The organism is Streptomyces sp. 4N509B (assembly GCF_052245655.1).
Lineage (GTDB): Bacteria > Actinomycetota > Actinomycetes > Streptomycetales > Streptomycetaceae > Streptomyces.
The window spans coordinates 101,655-118,795 of the sequence record NZ_JBQQBZ010000010.1 but is presented as its reverse complement, the minus strand read 5'-3'; the positions used below and the strand labels follow the sequence as shown (position 1 = coordinate 118,795).

Here is a 17,141-nt window from a genome sequence, read left to right as displayed (position 1 = left end):
CGCCCCCCGGCCGGACGGAGCCGCTCGGCCGGACGGAGCCGCTCGGCCGGACGGAGCCGCTCGGCCGGACGGAGCCGCTCGGCCGGGTCGAGGCGTTCTGCGGAGCGCGGAGAGCGGGCGGCCGGCGGCGGCCCGTTCCCGGTCACCCCCGCCCGCCCTCGGCCGGCGCGGAGGCCAGACGCGGCGCGCCACCGCCGGGCGCGGCGGGCGCGGGCGCCTGGTGGGCGGCGAGGAAGGCCGAGACCGCCGCGTGCCAGGGGAAGCGCTCGGCGCGGGCCCGCGCCGCCGCCCGCCGCCCGGCCTCGGGGCGCGCGAGCAGCCGCTGCACGCCGTCGGCGAAGGAGCGTCCGTCGCCCGACGCGACCGCGCCGGCGTCGCCGAGCAGCGCCGGCACCGCGGACCGGTCGCTGGCGACCACGGGGGTGCCGCAGGCCAGCGCCTCCATCGCGGCGAGGCCGAAGGTCTCCGCAGGCCCTGGCGCCAGCACCACGTCGGCGGTGGCCTGGAGGACGGCCAGGTCGGCCGGGTCCCCGATGTGTCCCGTGAAGACCACCGGCAGTTCCCGCTGCCGCGCCCGCTCCCGCAGCCGGCCGTGGAGCGGGCCGTCCCCGGCGACCACGAGCGTCGCGTCGACACCCCGCTCCAGCAGTTCCGCGAGGGCGTCCAGGGCGAGTCCCGGCCGCTTCTCCGGGGAGAGGCGGGAGCACATCGCGAGCAGCACCCGCGCGCCCCGCCCGAACTCGCGGTGCAGGTCGGGGTCGCGCAGCTGGGGCCGGCACCGGTGGAGGTCGACGCCGAGCGGCGCGCGGACGACGTTGGTGGCGCCGACGCGCTCGAACTCCCTGGCGGCCCAGTCGGTGGTGCACACCACCGTGGTGTAGGCGTGCGCGGTGCGCCGGTTGAGCAGGTCGGCGGTGCGGCGGCACAGTGACGTCGGCAGGCGCCAGGTGGCCATCACGCCGTCGACGCTCTCGTGGGAGACCATCACGGCGGGCACCCGGTGGCGGCGCGCCCACTCCCCCGTCCACCGCAGCGTGGTGCGGTCGGAGACCTCCAGCCGGTCGGGGGCGAGCGAGGCGAGCAGCGCGGCCAGCCGCCGTCGGTCGGTGAGGACGCGGTAGCCGCCGGTGCCGGGGACGGTGCGGCCGGGGAGCGTGATCACGCGGCCCTGGGTGGTCTGGTCCTCGCGGGCGGCCTCGCCCGGGACGACCAGCACCGGCTCGTGGCCGGCGGCGAGGTAGCCGGCGCCGAGTTCGCGCAGGGCGGTGCGCAGGCCGCCGGAGGTGGGGGCGACGAAGTTGGCGAGGCGGACGATCCGCAGTCCCGTGCGCTGGCTCACCGGACCGTCACCGCCCGGGTGCGCAGCACGGCGTCGTAGTGGTCCAGGAGCTGGTCGCCGACGGCCTCCCAGGTGCGCTCGGCGACGGCGGCGTGCCCGTCGCGGGCCAGGCGGTCGCGCAGGGCGGGGTCGTCGCGCAGCTCGCGGACGGCGGCGGCGACGGCGGCGGGGTCGCCCGGGGGGATGAGGCGGCCGGTGCGGCCGTCGTCGACGAGGTCGAGCGGGCCGCCGACGGCCGGGGCGACGACGGCGACGCCGCTGGCCTGGGCCTCCTGCACGGTCTGGCAGAACGTCTCGAACGGGCCGGTGTGGACGAACACGTCGAGGGACGCGTAGACGCGGGCGAGGTCGTCGCCGGTGCGGCGGCCGAGGAAGTGGGCGCCCGGCAGCGCGTCGGCCAGCTGCGCCTGGCTCGGGCCGTCGCCGACGACGACCAGCCGGACGCCGGGCAGGCGGCCGGCCTCGGCCAGCAGCTCGACGTGCTTCTCGGGGGCCAGTCGCCCGACGTAGCCCACGAGCAGCTCGCCGTCGGGGGCGAGGTCGTGGCGGAGCGCGTCGTCACGCAGGGCGGGCCTGAAGCGCCGGGTGTCCACCCCGCGCCCCCACATCCGCACCCGGGGGACGCCGTGGGCCGCGAGGGCCGTGGCGGAGGCGGTGGAGGGCGCGAGGGTCAGTGCGGCGGCGGAGTGGATGGCGCGGATGCGCCGCCACGCGGCCTGCTCACCGGCGCCGAGGTAGGTGCGCGCGTAGCCGGCGAGGTCGGTCTGGTAGACGGCGACCGCCGGCACGTCGAGGCGGACGGCGAACGCGGCGCCGCGCGCGCCGAGGACGAACGGGCTCGCGAGGTGGACGATGTCCGGCTGGTGGGAGGTCAGGGCGGCGGCGAGCCGACGGCTCGGGAGCGCGACCCGCACCTGGGGGTAGCCGGGCAGCGGCAGGGAGGGGACGTGCACGACGGGGGCGGGGCCGTCGTGGGGTGAGCGGACCCCCGGCGGCGGGGCCGGGGTGATCACCAACGGGTGGTGGCCGCGCCGCGACAGGTGCTGAGCGGTCTGCAGGGCACAGTGGGCCACGCCGTTGACGTCGGGGGGATAGGACTCGGTGACGATGGCAACGCGCATACCGACGTTGTCGCCTGCCCCGGCGTGCCCCCGCCCACATCCGCATGTCCGTTCGGAGAACGTCCCATGAGCGCTCGGACATGGACGCGTCAGCGCTGCCCGAGCTCGGGGCGGCGGACGGCCGGCCGGCGCTTCCCGATCAGCCGACGGTCCGGTCGGCGAGCCTGCCGCGCACCGCCGTCTGGACCTCGGCCCGCTCGGCCGGGTCGGCCGCCAGCCGGCGCAGCCGCTCGACGACGCGGGCGTCGCCCGTGGCGACGAACCGGGCGGCGAGCTCCCGGGAGTCCTCCTCGCAGTCCCACAGGCACTCCACGGCGAAGCCCGCGGCGAAGGACGGGTCGGTGGCGGCGAGCGCCCGCGCGGTGTGGCCCCGCAGCTGGGAGGAGGCGGTCTCGCGGTAGACGTGACGCAGCACGGGCACGGCGTTCCTCACCCCGAGCCGGCCCGCCCCCTCCACCAGCGGCCCGAGCTCCCTGGCGTCGCAGCCACGACCGCGCACGGCGCGCAGCAACGCGGCCATCACGCCGGGGGCGTCGCTCGCGTCGCCGCGGCTGGCCAGCATGGCGGCGGCGCAGGAGCCGAGCTCGTCGGGGCGGTCGGCCCAGCGCCTGGCCTGTGCCAGGGCGCCGCGGTCGCTCATCCGGGAGAACGCCGTCACCGCGGCGCGCGCGACGTCGCCGTCCGCGGCGGCGGACGCCGCCTCCAACAGCGGGAAGACCTCGGGGTCGCCGCGCTCGGCGAGGTGCCGCAGCGCCGCCGCCCGCGCCGCGGGTGGCCCGTCGGCCGCCGCCGCCCGCAGCGCGGGACGATCGCCGGGCCCGGCCACGGCGGTCAGGCAACGCGCCGCCGCCGCCTCGCGCCACTGCCGCGGGATCTGTTCGTAGCCCTCCTGGGCCCAGGCCAGGACGGCCGCCACGCTCCAGTCCGGCCGCGGCCCCGAGGGCCGCATCTGCCGCTGCCAGCGGTCGAAGTCCCCGTTGGTCAGGGCGCGCTCCAGCCGGAGGCGCTGCCGGGGGCGGGTCGGGTCCGCCGCCCAGACCCGCCAGGGGCGCGGCTCGAAGGAGTCCCGCACGGTGATGGTCAGGGCCGTCTCGCCCGCCTCGGTGCGCGGGAAGCGCGCCAGGATCGCGGGCCCGAGGGCCCGGAGCCCGGCGTCGTCGTCGCGGACCGCCAGCTCGTCGAGGGCCCAGCGCCAGTTGGCGCCGACCATGGCGTAGCGGCGCAGCAGGGTCAGGGCGCGCCGGTCGCCGTAGGAGGAGAGGTGGCCGAGGACGGACAGGGCCAGGCCGGTGCGTTCCTCGTCGCCCTCACGCTCCTCGCCCGCGCCGCCGGCCGCGAGGTCGTCGGGGTGGAAGAGGTGGGCGGCGACCGCGTCGAGGTCGGCCCCGAGCTCCCTGAACAGGCGCGCGTAGTACAACGAGCGGTGCTCCAGCCGCCAGTCACGGCGTGGGTCGTGCAGCACACAGTGCTCCAGCGCCGCGACGGCCGTCGCGCGGGGGGCGGCCAGGGCGTGCAGCCACCCGTCGCCGCGGCCGCGCTGGAGCAGCCCGAGGAGGGTGCCGCTGGGCGCTATGCCTGATTCGATCGGACTGGCGAACATACGGGTCAGCATCCGGTGCGAAGGTTACGGTGGCAACGGGATTTCCGTTGCGCGGCTCCTTGCCCCTCCGGGCCCCGCCTACACCTCTCTCGGCCCTGACCGGGCAGGTTTCCCCTCCGGCGGGCCGCCCGGCGGCCGAAAGTCTTACGCTGTGCGGAACGGTGTGCGACAGTCTGGAGTCAGTGATCCTCGGTCGCCGCGCCGGGTCGGCCACCCTGTGCGAGATCACGTGCGACGCTCGACCCGCACCCGGCGACACCACCCTGCCGCGCCTCCTCGGGGACCCGCCATGCTCTCCTTCCAGCCACCTGACCACTCCACGGACGACGCGGCGGACGGCGCGTGCACCGACGGCCCCGACGCCGGGGACCTCACCACGCTCGACACGCTGATCGCCCGGACCCACCGCCTGCGCCAGGAGGTCGAGGCCGTCCGGCGGGCCGGCCCCTCCCGCGGGTCGCGGCAGCGGATACGACGGGCGGTGTGGGACCTCACCGCCCGCCAGCTGGAGGACGTCGGGGAGCGCCTCGACGAGCTCAGGGCGACGACGAGCCGGGAGGGCCGGGCGCGCCTGGGCGGGCGCGTCGGCAGCGCCGAGTGGAACCTGCTGACCGACGGCGTGACGTGGTCCCCGGAGGTCTTCGCGATCTTCGGCAGGGACGAGCGGGACGGCCCGCTCACGCTCGACCAGCTTCCCTCCCGGCTGCTCGAACAGGACCAGCCGACGCTGACCGCCGCCGTCACCGCCTGCCTGGTGGACGGGCGGCCCATGGACTGCGAGTTCCGGGTGGTCCGCCAGGACGGCTCGACGCGCACGGTGCAGCTGTCGGGCGAGCCGATCCTCGACGACCGCGGCGGCACGGTGGCGATGTGGGCGGTGTTCCGCGACGTCAGCGAGGTGCGCCGCAGCGAGACCGCGGTCAGGGACGCCGTCCTCGGCGAGGGCGGCGCCGGAGCGCTCACCACGGGCTCGGCGCTCGGCCCGTCGGCGCGGGAGGGCGAGGAGCTGCGGCGGCAGCGGCGCGTCACCCGGGCGGAGCAGGGCGTGGCCGTGGAGCTCGCCCAGGCCGCGCTGGCTCCCTGGCTCGGCCCGCCGGAGACGGGGCCGGCGGGCGAGCCCGGCACTCTCGAACTCGCCGCCCGCTACCTGCCGGCGCGGGACGGCGCGCCGATGAGCGGCAAGTGGTACGACGCGCTCGCGCTGCCGGACGGCAGCCGGCTGCTCAGTGTGGGAGACCTCTCGGGGCAGGGCCCCGCGGCGGCGGCGAGCACCGCGACGGCGCTCGGCGCCGTCCGCGGCATCGCCCTGACCGGCGCCGCCCCGGGTGACCTCCTCGGGTACCTCAACCAACTGCTCGACCACGGCATGCATCCGGTGCTGGCCAGCGCCGTCTGCTGCCGCTACGAGCCGGCGCCCCGGGGCGCGGGCGGCACGCTGGTGTGGGCGCAGGCGGGTCACCCGGCCCCGATGCTGTGCCGGCGCGGGGTGGGCCGGGGTCTGGCGCGCCCCGCCGGGCCGCTGCTCGGCACGGTGACCGACGCCGGGTACGCGCAGCGCACCGACCGGCTGGAACCGGGTGACGTGCTGGTGCTCGCCACCGATGGACTGTTTCCAGCCATCCCCGAGGCGGTCCGGACGGTGGACGGCGTGGACCGGCGGCTGGCCGCGCTGGCGCCCCGGCTGAGTACGGCCGGCAGCGCGGAGCACTGCCTGGAGGAGCTCGTGGAGTCGTGCGGCGAGACGGGCCGGCAGGACGACGCCTGCGTGCTGGTGGCCCGCGTCGTGCCCTGAGGCGCGCGCGGCCGGGAGAGACGCGACGGCGGCCCCACGGATCCGTGGGGCCGCCCGGTCCTGCTCCGGACGCCCGCCGCGGGTCGCCCACCGCGGCCCGTCCGTCTCACACGGCGCGACCGGAGGCCGCCGCGCCGCCCGGCGCGCGCGCCAAGGCCTGGCCGATCTCCTCGCGCAGCTCCCTGACCGCGGGGGTGTCCGCGTAGGCGGCGGTCAGCCGGTGCATCTCGCTCAGCCGGTCCCACGTCCTGTGGGAGGAGTTGGACCTTATGGCGTTCAACGCGAGCCGGGCGTAGCTCTCGGCCTGCTCCGGGTCGTCGGCGATGAAGCACGCCGAGGCCACCGTGATGTGGTCGAAGATCTGCGAGCGGTCCCGCCCCTGGGCACGGAGCTCCAGCGCCCGCTTGGCGTGCCGTTCGGCGGGGCGGGCGGCCGACGGCTCGTGCTCGGCCAGCGTGCGGTGCGCCAGCGCCTGCATGCCGTGCAGGTCCGCCTCGTCGAACATCTGCATCCAGGTGGGCGTGGGTTCGTCACGCCGGTCGGAGACGAACAGCTCCTCGGCCTGGCCGAGGGTGCGGTGCACGGCCTGCCGGTTCCCCGTCGCGGCGTGCGCCCACGCCTCGACGGTCAGGAGCATCGAGCGGGTGCGCGGCAGCGCCTCCCGCCCCGATCCCGCGTGCGCCAGCCGCATCAGGTCCAGCGCCTCCCCCGGTCGGGAGAGGTGCACCATCTGACGCGCCGCGCGGGAGAGCGCCTCGGCCGCGCGTGGCCGGTCACCGCTCTCGCGGGCGGCGTGCGCGGCGATCAGGAAGTACTGCTGGGCGGTCGGCTCCATGCCCACGTCGTGGGACATCCAGCCGGCCAGCACGGCGAGGTTGGCCGCCACGCCCCACAGGCGGCGCTGGAGCACCGGGGCGTGGCGGTAGGCGAGCATGCCGCCGACCTCGTTCAGCTGACCCACCACGGCCTTGCGCTGGAGGCCACCGCCGCGGGTGGCGTCCCAGGCGCGGAAGATCTCCACGGAGCGTTCCAGCGCGTCGATCTCCTCGGCGCCCAGCGGCACGGCCTCGTACCGGTCAAGGCCCACGGGGTCGCTGACGGACGGTGAGTCGTCGGGGGAGGTGGTGTCCGGGTCTGCCCGGAGCCAGTCGTACAGGGCGTCGCTGAGCGCCGAGCCCGCCACGAGGGCCGCTCCCGCGCTCACCACGCCGCGTCGATTGAGCATGAGATCCATTCCCGTGAATTCGGTGAGGACCTCGGCTGTCCGCTGGGGAGCCCACGGCAGCTCCATCGTCGGCCGCCGCTTCCCCGCGTCCCCTGGCCGGCGCAACCCGAGATCCTCGATGGTCACGACACGGCCGAGTCGCTCGGTGAAGAGGAACGCCAGCACCTCGGGCACGGGATCGCGCGGGGTCTCCCCCCCGTCGATCCAACGCCGCACCCGCGAGGTGTCCGTGGCCAGCTGGGGATAGCCCTGGGCCGCCGCCTGCCGGTTCACCAGCCTGGCGAGTTCGCCCTTGGACCATCCGGCGAGCCGGAACATGTCCGCGAGACGGTTGTTGGGTCCTCCGGTCACTCAAGCCCCCAGGATCTCGGCTGAGTTGACCCTAGCCGCCGCTCGGCGGCCCGAAGACCATTCGCCAGGGTTCGCCAGGGCACGCCAGATGGTGTGCCACCCGCGCGAGGGAGTGGGGTAGAAACGCGCCACCCCGGCCTGGGTGACCTCCACGGCATTTCCCCAGGGTGCCGGTCGGGCCACCCTGGGCCGGGGGCGCGGTTCGCACTTCGGGATATTCCGGAACATGAAGGGATCATGCCCGCCTATGTACCCAGCACCCTCCCCCGTGGCCACCCGGGCCCGTTCGCGGATGGGCGGCCAGGTGAGCGGCGCCCCCGGCGTGGACCAGCGCCCGCGCCGGGCGCGCCGCACCGGGCTGCCGCTGCCGCCCGGCGGGCGACTGGACTTCGCCGGGGCGCGGGGCGCCCGGCTGCGCCAGGCCCTCCTCGCCGTGCACGAGATCTGCCCCGAGTTCAACGCGGTGCGGGCCCTACGGGACGACCGACACTCCGTGACGTTGCTCGGCACCACGAGCCGGCGCGCGGCCGTGGCCACCTGCCTGCTGGAGCCGAGCGGCCCCCGGGCGGAGCGCCTCCGGCAGGAGATAGCGGTCTACCGCGGCTTCGTCCGCCACCGACCGCTGGTGCGCGTGCCGGCGCTGGTCGCGGCCGACGCGCACCAGGGAACGCTCGTGGTCGACTTCGTGCCCGGCCGGACCGCCGCCTCCCACCGCCATCCCGCCGTGCCGCCGTCGGCGGTCGACCTGCGCGTGGTCATGGGAGCGCTCCGGCGACTGAACGCGTGGCGTCCGCCCGTCGGCTTCTTCCCGCACGCCCCGAGCTATCCGGCGCAGCTCTCCCGGTACCACGCGCTGGGCCTGCTCACCGACCGCGACGTGAGTGACCTTCAGACCCTGCTGCTCGGGCTGCGGGTCCGGAGCGGGCTACACGGCCCGCAGGAGCTGCCGCGGCAGTTCTGCCACGGTGGCTCGCCGTTGACGAACGTGGTGCTCTCGCCGGCCGGGCCCGTGATGGTGGGCTGGGAGGCGGCCGGCTGGTACCTGCCGGGCTACGACCTGGCGACGCTGTGGGTGCTGGTCGGCAGCGCGAGCCTCGGCCGCCGCCGGATCAGCCAGCTCGCCCAGGTGGACGGCCCGGCGGGCAGGGACGCCTTCCTGGTGAACCTGATGCTGGTCCTCACCCGGGAGATCCGCCTCTGCGAGGCCGCGGTGCAGCGCGCGATGCGCTCCCCGTCGGTGCTGCCGCCCAGCGGCCAGGGCGTCACCGGGGCGTTGGCGTACGGCGAGGAGCAGCGGCTTCTCCTGCGCCGGCTGTACGACGACTGCGCGCTCGTGCGGCGCGCGGTGAGGGCGGCCGTGGGCACCAGGTGATCCGGCGCGGCGGGGGCGGGGCGGGGCGCGGACCGGGACCAGGCCGGGGCGAGGGCTGGGGCGGGTGAGAGGGCCGGGGGCGGGCCTCAGCGCTGGAACATCTCCGCCGGCAGGGGCTTGAGCAGCTGGTAGAGCTCCTCGCTGATGGGGCGGTCCCAGGACGCGATGGTCACCAGCACCCCGTCGCTGCGGTCGAACTGGACGCAGGAGACGCGGCCCTCGGTGCACGAGATCCGGCGCACGATCAGCAGGTTGCCGTCGTGCATGACGGGGATCTCCTCGGTGCCGGTGGCCCTCACGTCCTCCTCGATGCCGAGGGCCGCGAGAAGCTGGTGGACCTCGAAGGGCACGTCGTCCTCGCCGACCTCGCGGGCCGGGGAGCCCTCGGGAAGGTTGCCGATGACCATCGCGGGCCCTCGCCCGCCGAACAGGTCGTAACGGAGGACCACACCCTGGCAGCTGCCGTCGGCGGCGGGCAGCAGTCCCGCGCCGAGTATGCCTGGCCAGTCCCCCGGGTCCATGGCCAGGACGTCGAAGTCCGGCCCGGCGGGCGAAGCGGAGCTGCGGCGGCGGAGAAACGACATGCCGCCATGGTACGTGGGCTCCGCCGGCGCGGCTCGGCCCGAGGGGCCTACCCGCCGTCGCGGGGGGCCGCGACCTGACGGTAGAGCTCGACGGCCTCGCCCGCGCGGCCGAGGCGCTCCAGGCAGTGCGCCTCGTCGTTGCGGCTCAGCAGCGAGTCGGGGTGCCCGGCGCCCAGCACCCGCTCACGGGCCTGGCGGACCTGGCGGTACTCGGTCAGCGCCTCCTCCCACCTCCCGAGCCAGCCGAGCGCCACGGCGATCTCCCGGCGGCTGACCAACGTGTCGGGGTGGTCGGGGCCGAGGATCTGGGAGCGGGCCGCCCACACCTGGCGCGCCTCGGCCAGCGCCTGGTCCCAGTGCCCCATCCGTCCCAGGCTGATGCCGAGGCCGTGGCGTGCCCGGAGCGTCTCCGGGTGGGCGCGCCCCTGGCTGCGGGTGCGCGCGACGACCAGCTCGCGGTAGAGGTCCAGCGCCTCGGCGCGGCGGCCGAGGCGGCCGAGGCTGATGCCGATCTCGTAGCGCGCGTCGAGCGTCGTCGGGTGGTCGGCGCCGAGCACGGCGGCGCGGGCCTGCGTGACCTCCTGGTAGGTGGCGAGCGCCTCCTCCCAGCGGCCCAGCCGGCCCAGGGCGTAGGCGGTCTCGAACCGGCTGTCGAGGGTCTCGGGGTGGTGCGCTCCCAGGACGCGCTCCCGCTCGGCGGCGACGGTCCTGTGGACCTCGTACGCCTCCGGCCAGCGGCCGAGCCGGCCCAGGCTGCGCGCCGCGCTCTGCCGGCTCGCCAGCACGGCGAGGTACTCGGGGGCGGGACCGCGCCGCTCCTGCGGGAGCTGGGTGACGGTGGTGCTCACCATGCCCGTCCACTGCCCGGTCAGGCCCGCGGAGCGGTCGGGCGGCGGCAGCCGCAACGACCAGGAGCCGCTCGCCCGGGAGCCGGCGCTCATGCCCCGGGTCCACTCCGGCAGCCGCTCGGCCGGCGAGCGCTGCGCGGGCACCTGTCCCGTCGCCTGGCTGACGATCTGGCCGGTGGCGTGGCGGATCGCGGGGCGCGGGCCGTCCTGGGCCGCCGCGGCGACGAGGCCCCGGGCGACGTCGGCCGCGTCCTCGGGGCGGTCGTCGGGGTCCTTGGCGAGCAGGTCGAGGATGAAGCGCTCCAGCCCCTCGGGGATCTCGGGCCGGCGGGAGCGGGGCGGCTCGGGGGCGGTGTCCCGGTGCCCGACGAGGATGGCGTAGGGGTCGCCGAGGTCGAACGGGGGGGCACCGGTCACCAGCTCGTACAGCACGCAGCCGAAGGAGTACAGGTCGCTGCGGTGGTCCACGGTGGTGCCGGCGATCTGCTCGGGCGACATGTAGTGCGGCGTGCCCATGGCCATGCCGACGGACGTCAGCTTGGCGCTCATGCCGATGTCGTGGGCGAGGCGCGCGATGCCGAAGTCGCAGATCTTCACCGTGCCGTCGGTCAGGCGCATGATGTTCGCCGGCTTCAGGTCCCGGTGGACGATGCCGCGGTCGTGGGTGTAGGCGAGGGCGGCGGCGACCTGGTCGGCGATGTCGGTGACCTCGACCACCGGCAGCGGGGCCTGGCGGCGGTCGCTGAGGACCTCGGAGAGGTTGCGGCCCTCCAGCAGCTCCATCACCAGGTAGAGGACGCCCTCGTGCTCGCCGAAGTCGTGCACGACGGTGACGCCGCGGTGCTGCAGACCGGCGGCGACGCGCGCCTCACGGCGGAAGCGCTGGCGCAGCGCGTTCAGGAAGGACTCCTCGTGGCGGGAGCCGAGCGGCTTCAGGCACTTGACGGCGACACGCCGGTCCAACGCCTCGTCCCGGGCACGCCAGACCTCGCCCATGCCCCCGCGCCCGATCAGTTCGAGCAGCTGGTAGCGGCCATGGATCAGCGTCCCTTGCGCCATCGCCTGTCTCTCGCCCCCGTCGTCGGCCCGGTTTCCTTCACCACGCCTCCCCAGTATGGCTTCCAGGCCCGGCCGTTCTTATGCCCTGGTACCCGATCAGGCCTCGCGGGGCGGCTCGTGGCCCGCCGACGCGTGGGGCGTCGCCCGCCGCGGGCCGGGGGCCGCGGTCACGGCGTCGACGGCCCGGAGGCCGACCCCGCCGACCCCGTCGGGCCGGTCGTGCCCGTCGGGTCGGCCGTGCGCGTCGCGCCCGCCGGGCCGTGCTCGCGGCTCCCGACGGCGGACAGCGGCCGGGCCAGGGACTCCAGCGAGCGCCGTTCGGCGGGGAGGGCGAGGAAGAGCGCCACCAGGCCCGCCGCCGTCATCACCGCGGCGCCGAGCTGGAACGCGATCACCGTGTCGGCGACCACGCCGCTCTCGGTCAGGTCGGCGAAGACCAGCGGGCCGGTGATACCGCCGACCGCCGTGCCGACCGCGTAGAAGAACGCGATGGCCAGGGCCCTGGTCTCCATGGGGAAGATCTCGCTGACCGTCAGGTAGGCGCTGCTGGCGCCGGCCGAGGCGAAGAAGAGCACTGCGCACCAGCAGGCGGTCATCGTCGTCGCGTCCAGGTGGCCGCCGTCGAACAGGGCGGCGGTGCCGAACAGCAGCAGCCCGCTGGCCAGGTACGTTCCCGAGATCATCGGGCGCCGCCCGACGGTGTCGAAGAAGTGTCCGAGCAGCAGCGGGCCGAGGAAGTTCCCCACCGCGATGACGGCGAAGTAGTAGCCGGTGTGGTCGGACCGCACGTCGAAGAAGGACACCAGGATCGCGCCGTAGCCGAAGGTGATCGCGTTGTAGAGGAACGCCTGGCCGACGAAGAGGGACAGGCCGAGCGTCGCGCGGCGCGGGTAGTCGCGGAAGACGGTCCTGGCGATGGTGACGAAGCCGATGGTGCGGCGCTGACGGATGGTGATCTCGCCCTCGGGGGGCGGAAGGGTCCGGCCGGTCTCGGCCTCGATCCGCCGTTCCACGTCGGCGACCAGCGCCTCCGCCTCCTCGCCCCGGCCGTGGATGAACATCCAGCGCGGCGACTCGGGGACGGTGCGGCGCACCAGCAGGATGACCAGGCCCAGGACCACACCGAGCGCGAAGGTCAGCCGCCAGCCGACGTCGGCCGGGAAGAGCGAGGTGTTCAGCATGACGACGGACAGCAGGGCACCGCCGACCGCGCCCAGCCAGTAGCTGCCGTTGATGATCAGGTCGACCCGGCCGCGGTACCTGGCCGGGATGAGCTCGTCGATCGCCGAGTTGATCGCCGCGTACTCCCCGCCGATGCCGAAGCCGGTGACGAAGCGGAACAGGAAGAACCACCAGGACTCGAACGCCAGCGCGGTCAACGCGGTGGCACCCAGGTACACGGCCAGGGTGATCAGGAAGAGCTTCCTGCGGCCGAAGACGTCGGTCAGCCACCCGAAGAACAGCGCCCCCAAGCAGGCGCCGGCGACGTACGAGGCGGCGGCGACGCCCGTCACCTCGGAGGCGGTGATGGGCAGGCCGCTGCCCTCCTCCGACAGGCGGCTGGCGATGTTCCCGACCACGGTGACCTCGAGCCCGTCGAGGATCCACACGGTGCCCAGGCCGATCACGATGGTCCAGTGCCACCGCGACCACGGCAGCCGGTCGAGCCGGGCCGGCACGTTCGTGGTGTGGAGCCGGCCGCTTCCCGCCCGCGTCGTCACGGCGTGGTCCTGGCCGGCCGGGCGGCACGGGGCCGCCGGGCCCGCCGGGCGGTGCGCCCGCGCGTCCGGGCGCGCACGGGGTCGGCGAGCGGGTGACGCACGCGGGACTCCCTCCGGTCGGCGGTACAGCCTTCGGCGGGTAGCCTCCGCCGTCGCGCGGAAACCCTGGTTTGCGGCGGGGCGCGCCGGGCACCCGTGAGCGATGCCTCGCAGTGCCGACGACCGCCCGCTCCCCGACGACGACGCCCCGCACGCACGACGCCGGGAGACCCCCGCGGAACGGGACGACCGCAACCTCGCGGAGCTCCTCCAGGAGCTGCGCGTCACCCAGACCGGCGTGCAGATCCTGTTCGCCTTCCTCCTCACCCTCGCCTTCACCGACGGGTTCGAGGACCTCGACGGGACGCAGCGCGCCGTCTACGTCGTGACGCTGCTGCTCGCGATGGTCGCGACGGTGCTGTTCGTCGCCCCGGTCGCGCTCCACCGGGTGCTGTTCCAGCGGGGCCACAAGCGAGCCATCGTGCACACCTCGTCCCGCCTGGCCACCGCGGGACTCGGCGTCCTGGCGCTGACGTTCACGGGCGCGCTGCTGCTGGTGGTGGACGTCGTCGAGGGGCGGGGTGCCGGCATCGCCGTCGCGGTGGGCTGCCTGGTGTTGTGCGGCTGCCTGTGGGGCGCCCTCCCGGCCCTCGTCGGCCGCGCCACGCCGCGCCGACCGCACCGCCACGCGGACGGCCGGGACCGTCCTCCGGGCGGGCCCAGGGGCCCCGGCGCCCCGAGGTGACGCGTCGCCGACGGCCTCCGTGGGGCGGCGCGCGCCAGGTGAGCTGACACGCCGTCAGTGGCCGCGGGCGTGGGACCGGGCGGCGCCACCGCCTGGCGTTCTCCCCACGTTCACCCACGGGCGGCAGTGGGCAGGAACCATGGGATCATCCGAGACTGACGGCGTCTCGCGTCCCCACACCTGCCCTGTGCCTGACCAGCACAGCCGCTCACCGCAGGAGGCTCGCCGTGCACGGCAACGACATGGACGTCTTCGGGGTTTCCCCTCTGGAGGAGAGGGTGTACCGGCACTTTCTCCGGCACCCGGAATCGGCTGTCGAGGGTGCCCTCGTGGCGCTCGGCGTCGAACAGCGCGCGCTGGACCGGGCCGTGGCGCGGCTCGTCGAGCTACGCCTGCTCAGACCCGGGGATCGGCCGGAGTGCATGTGTCCGACCGATCCGGAGATGGCGGTGGCGCGGCTGACCGAGCTGCGCCTGCGGGACGTCTACCAGGAGGTCCAGCGCCTCACCCAGAGCCGGCACGTGCTGGCGGGGCTACGCGCGGAGAGCTCGGCTGCCTCGGCGGAGGGAGGCATGGCGGGCGGCTTCGGCGGCGAGAGCGGTGTGGAGGAGCTGGACGGGAAGGAGGAGCTGCGCAGTCGGATGGAGGACCTGGCGTTCTTCGCCAGGGAGGAGATCGTCTCGGTCGAGCCGGGCGTCGACCTGATGTCCACGCGGGTCGGCCAGGCGCGGGCGCTGGAGTGGCGGGCGCTGCGGCGGGGGGTGCGCAGACGGCTGGTGGTGCCGCCGGAGGCGCTGCGGCACGCGCCGGTCGCCGGCTATCTGCGGGAGCTGCTGGCCAGGGGTGGGCAGGTCAGGGTGGCGGCGCAGATGTCGGACCAGGTCGCGGTCTACGACCGCAGGGTGGCGCTGATGCCGCAGGATCCGAAGAACATCGAGCACGGCGCCCTGCTGGTGCGGGGCCGGGCGCTGGTCAGCACCCTGCTGGGGTTGTTCGAGAAGGTGTGGGACCAGGCCGAGGACGTGGCCGTCGAGCTGCGGGAGCCGGGCGGGGAGCGGGGCCCGGAGCTGTCGGAGCCGGAGCTTCGCGTGCTGCGCATGATGTGCGAGGTCAGCAAGGACGAGACGGGCGCCCGCGACCTGGGCGTCTCGGTGCGGACCTACCGCCGTCACATCGCGGACGTGATGCGGCGCCTGGGCGCCTCGACCCGGGCGCAGGCGGCCCTGTTGGCCCGCGAACGCGGCTGGCTCTGACGGCGGCCGGCGGTCGTGTGCCCGGCGGCCCTGTGCCGGGCGGTCGTGTGCCGGGCGGTCGTGTGCCGGGCGGTCGTGTGCCGGGCGGTCGTGTGCCGGCCCTGCCGGCGCCGCCGACCCGCCGTCGGCTCAGGGCTCCACCGACCAGCCAGCGCAGGCGCGGTGGGTGAGCGCGTCGCCCATCGCGCGGTGGGCCAGCAGGGGTGCGGCGTCCTCGGGGACGGCCAGCCGCAGGCGGATGCGCTCGGACTCCACCCGCAGGCCGTGCGGGAGGTGGGCGCGCAGCAGCCACAGCAGGCGGACGGCGGTGGTCTCGGCGGGCGGGGCGTCGAGGGCGTGGCGCACCACCGCGACCTCCACGGTGTGCCGGGCGGTCATCGTGCTGCCTCCGGGACGCCTGCCGGCTCCCGGGCGGGGCGCAGCGCCTGCCGGGCGGCGACGGCGAGCGCCTCGACGCCGGTGGGCAGGGTCGTTCTGACGTCCGGCGCGAAGGCGGGCGCGTGGTTGCCCGGCACGGGGCGGCCGGTTCTGGCCGCCTCCCGGCGGGCGGCGGCGGAGACGGTGCCCAGCATCCAGTAGCCGAGCCGGATGTCCCGCCCGCCGTGGAGTTCCGCGCCGGCGGGTCCGAACCACGCGACGTCCTCGGTGGCGGTGGCCGGCTGCCACTCCAGGACCCGGCCGGCGCCGAACGCCGCGGCGTGCGCGGCGCGCAGCCGCGAGGTCAGCGGCCGGTCGGCGAACAGGGCCCGGGAGCGGGCCCGGACGGTGACCTCCGGCGGCCGGGGCGCGCCCGAGGCCTCCGCCTCGGCGGTCAGCACCCGCCGCACCCCGCCCAGCAGCCGCTCCAGGGCGCCGTCGTCGAACGCCCGCAGGCTGATGCCCAGCTCGGCGCGGTCGGGGATCACGTTGGCCTCGGTGCCCGCAGCGAGACGGCCCACCGTCAGCACGGCCTGTTCGGCGGGCGCGCACTCCCTGGCGACCAGCGTCTGGAGGCGCAGCACGGCCGCAGCCGCCGCCACCACCGGGTCCACGGTCAGGTGGGGCGCCCCGGCGTGCCCGCCGGTGCCGTGCAGCACCGCGTCCACGGCGAGGGAGCCGGCCAGCACCGGGCCGCCGGCGTGGGCGACGGTGCCGGCGGGCAGCGGCGCAGTGTGCTGGGCGAGGACCACGTCGGGCCGGCCGGTCAGCTCGTAGAGCCCGTCGCGCAGCATGGCGCGCGCCCCGTCGAGGGTCTCCTCGGCCGGCTGCCCGACGACCGCGAGCGTGCCGCGCCAGCCGTCGACGTCCCGGGCCAGCAGTCGCGCCGCGCCGGCCAGCGCCGCGAGGTGGAGGTCGTGGCCGCAGGCGTGGGAGACGCCGGGGACGGTGCTGGCGTAGCGCAGCCCGCTGGCCTCGTGGACGGGCAGCGCGTCGAGTTCCGCGCGCAGCAGCACCGTGGGCCCCTCGCCCCGGCGCAGCAGGCCGACGACGCCGTGGCCGCCGACGCCCCGGGTGACGGCGTAGCCGTCGGCGGTCAGCCAGTCGGCCAGTACCCCGGCCGTGCGCTCCTCCGCGCCCGAGGGTTCGGGATGGAGGTGGACGTCGAGGCAGCACTCCACGGCGGCACGGAGGACTTCGGCGGGAACGGCCATGCGCCACGCTCCTTCCCTGGCGGCCCCAGGCTGTCGGACGGGGTGATCAGCGCGGACTCAGGCCGCTGTCGCGGGTGGTCAGCGAAGTGACAGCGGTCGGTGGGCGGCTCTGGCGGCGGCCCTGGCTTCAATGAGGGAACGACCGGCGGACCGCCGTTCCCGGTGGGACGCCCGCCCAACGACGAAAGGAGTCGCGATGTCTGACAAGCCGCAGCTGTCCACGCTGGCCGACGAGATCCTGGAGCTGGAGTCGGAGACCTTCGAGATCTCGGACTACTCGGACCAGGCCGAGGTCGTGCTCGCCGGTTCCACCTCGTGCTCGTCCACCTCGACCTGTTCCAGCACCACCAGCACCACCTCGTGCAGCGCCTGACGCGCTGTCGCGACTGATCTCGCACGCCAGGCAGCCCTCCCGGGACGGAGTCAGAACCTCCCGCGAGGGCTGCGGCGTTTCCGGGTAC

At 75.9% G+C, this 17,141-nt stretch carries 14 protein-coding genes; 5 read left to right on the top strand and 9 right to left on the bottom strand.

The annotated features are described in order from the left end of the window. Positions 1–142: 142 nt before the first annotated feature. From ACTWP5_RS12865 to ACTWP5_RS12855, 3 genes are all read right to left on the bottom strand, one after another. Positions 143–1,339 (bottom strand): glycosyltransferase, encoded by a 1,197-nt coding sequence (locus ACTWP5_RS12865; RefSeq protein WP_443221011.1) that lies wholly within the window; start codon positions 1,337–1,339, stop codon positions 143–145. Next, the gene (locus ACTWP5_RS12860; protein ID WP_443221010.1) at positions 1,336–2,460 is read right to left on the bottom strand and encodes a glycosyltransferase family 4 protein; all 1,125 of its coding nucleotides are present in this window, start codon (positions 2,458–2,460) and stop codon (positions 1,336–1,338) included. Before ACTWP5_RS12860 ends, ACTWP5_RS12865 begins: the two co-directional genes overlap by 4 nt. A gap of 139 nt (positions 2,461–2,599) precedes the next feature. Next, positions 2,600–4,060: a HEAT repeat domain-containing protein gene (locus tag ACTWP5_RS12855; RefSeq protein ID WP_443221009.1), complete on the bottom strand. Its 1,461-nt coding sequence runs from the start codon at positions 4,058–4,060 to the stop codon at positions 2,600–2,602. Between the two features lie 289 nt (positions 4,061–4,349). Here ACTWP5_RS12855 and ACTWP5_RS12850 point away from each other — a divergent pair, with 289 nt between their 5' ends. Then, positions 4,350–5,852 carry a PP2C family protein-serine/threonine phosphatase gene (locus ACTWP5_RS12850; protein WP_443221008.1) on the top strand — a complete coding sequence of 501 codons (1,503 nt, stop codon included), beginning with the start codon at positions 4,350–4,352 and terminating at the stop codon, positions 5,850–5,852. Between the two features lie 106 nt (positions 5,853–5,958). Here ACTWP5_RS12850 and ACTWP5_RS12845 read toward each other — a convergent pair whose 3' ends face one another. Further along, positions 5,959–7,428: a DNA-binding protein NsdB gene (locus ACTWP5_RS12845; RefSeq protein WP_443221007.1), complete on the bottom strand. Its 1,470-nt coding sequence runs from the start codon at positions 7,426–7,428 to the stop codon at positions 5,959–5,961. Between the two features lie 247 nt (positions 7,429–7,675). Between ACTWP5_RS12845 and ACTWP5_RS12840 the strand changes: the two genes are divergently transcribed. Further along, complete coding sequence (locus ACTWP5_RS12840) at positions 7,676–8,800, top strand: aminoglycoside phosphotransferase family protein (RefSeq protein ID WP_443221006.1); 1,125 nt, start codon at positions 7,676–7,678, stop codon at positions 8,798–8,800. An 86-nt stretch (positions 8,801–8,886) separates the two neighbouring features. Here the strand turns inward: ACTWP5_RS12840 and ACTWP5_RS12835 are convergent, their stop codons facing one another. The 3 genes from ACTWP5_RS12835 to ACTWP5_RS12825 all read right to left on the bottom strand — a co-directional run bounded on the left by ACTWP5_RS12835 (position 8,887) and on the right by ACTWP5_RS12825 (position 13,012). Further along, a complete protein-coding gene (locus tag ACTWP5_RS12835) occupies positions 8,887–9,384 on the bottom strand; it encodes a hypothetical protein (protein WP_443221005.1) in 498 nt (165 codons plus the stop codon). Between the two features lie 47 nt (positions 9,385–9,431). Then, positions 9,432–11,291 carry a protein kinase domain-containing protein gene (locus ACTWP5_RS12830; RefSeq protein ID WP_443221004.1) on the bottom strand — a complete coding sequence of 620 codons (1,860 nt, stop codon included), beginning with the start codon at positions 11,289–11,291 and terminating at the stop codon, positions 9,432–9,434. Positions 11,292–11,458: 167 nt separating this feature from the next. Continuing rightward, positions 11,459–13,012 carry an MFS transporter gene (locus ACTWP5_RS12825; protein WP_443221003.1) on the bottom strand — a complete coding sequence of 518 codons (1,554 nt, stop codon included), beginning with the start codon at positions 13,010–13,012 and terminating at the stop codon, positions 11,459–11,461. Positions 13,013–13,214: 202 nt separating this feature from the next. Between ACTWP5_RS12825 and ACTWP5_RS12820 the strand changes: the two genes are divergently transcribed. Both ACTWP5_RS12820 and ACTWP5_RS12815 read left to right on the top strand, forming a co-directional pair. After that, positions 13,215–13,796: a DUF6328 family protein gene (locus ACTWP5_RS12820; RefSeq protein ID WP_443221002.1), complete on the top strand. Its 582-nt coding sequence runs from the start codon at positions 13,215–13,217 to the stop codon at positions 13,794–13,796. Between the two features lie 227 nt (positions 13,797–14,023). Further along, positions 14,024–15,049 carry a LuxR C-terminal-related transcriptional regulator gene (locus tag ACTWP5_RS12815; protein ID WP_443221001.1) on the top strand — a complete coding sequence of 342 codons (1,026 nt, stop codon included), beginning with the start codon at positions 14,024–14,026 and terminating at the stop codon, positions 15,047–15,049. Positions 15,050–15,178: 129 nt separating this feature from the next. On the opposite strand, the gene ACTWP5_RS12810 is transcribed toward ACTWP5_RS12815, so the two are convergent. Together ACTWP5_RS12810 and ACTWP5_RS12805 are read right to left on the bottom strand one after the other, a co-directional pair. Beyond that, positions 15,179–15,427 carry a hypothetical protein gene (locus ACTWP5_RS12810; protein ID WP_443221000.1) on the bottom strand — a complete coding sequence of 83 codons (249 nt, stop codon included), beginning with the start codon at positions 15,425–15,427 and terminating at the stop codon, positions 15,179–15,181. Then, on the bottom strand, positions 15,424–16,680 hold the full coding sequence (locus ACTWP5_RS12805; protein ID WP_443220999.1) for an amidohydrolase: 1,257 nt from the start codon (positions 16,678–16,680) through the stop codon (positions 15,424–15,426). The genes ACTWP5_RS12810 and ACTWP5_RS12805 overlap by 4 nt, the downstream gene beginning before the upstream one ends. Before the next feature lie 196 nt (positions 16,681–16,876). Here ACTWP5_RS12805 and ACTWP5_RS12800 point away from each other — a divergent pair, with 196 nt between their 5' ends. Then, entirely contained in the window at positions 16,877–17,053 is a 177-nt protein-coding gene (locus ACTWP5_RS12800; RefSeq protein ID WP_139667391.1) for a thiazolylpeptide-type bacteriocin, read from the top strand. The last annotated feature ends 88 nt before the right edge of the window (positions 17,054–17,141 follow it).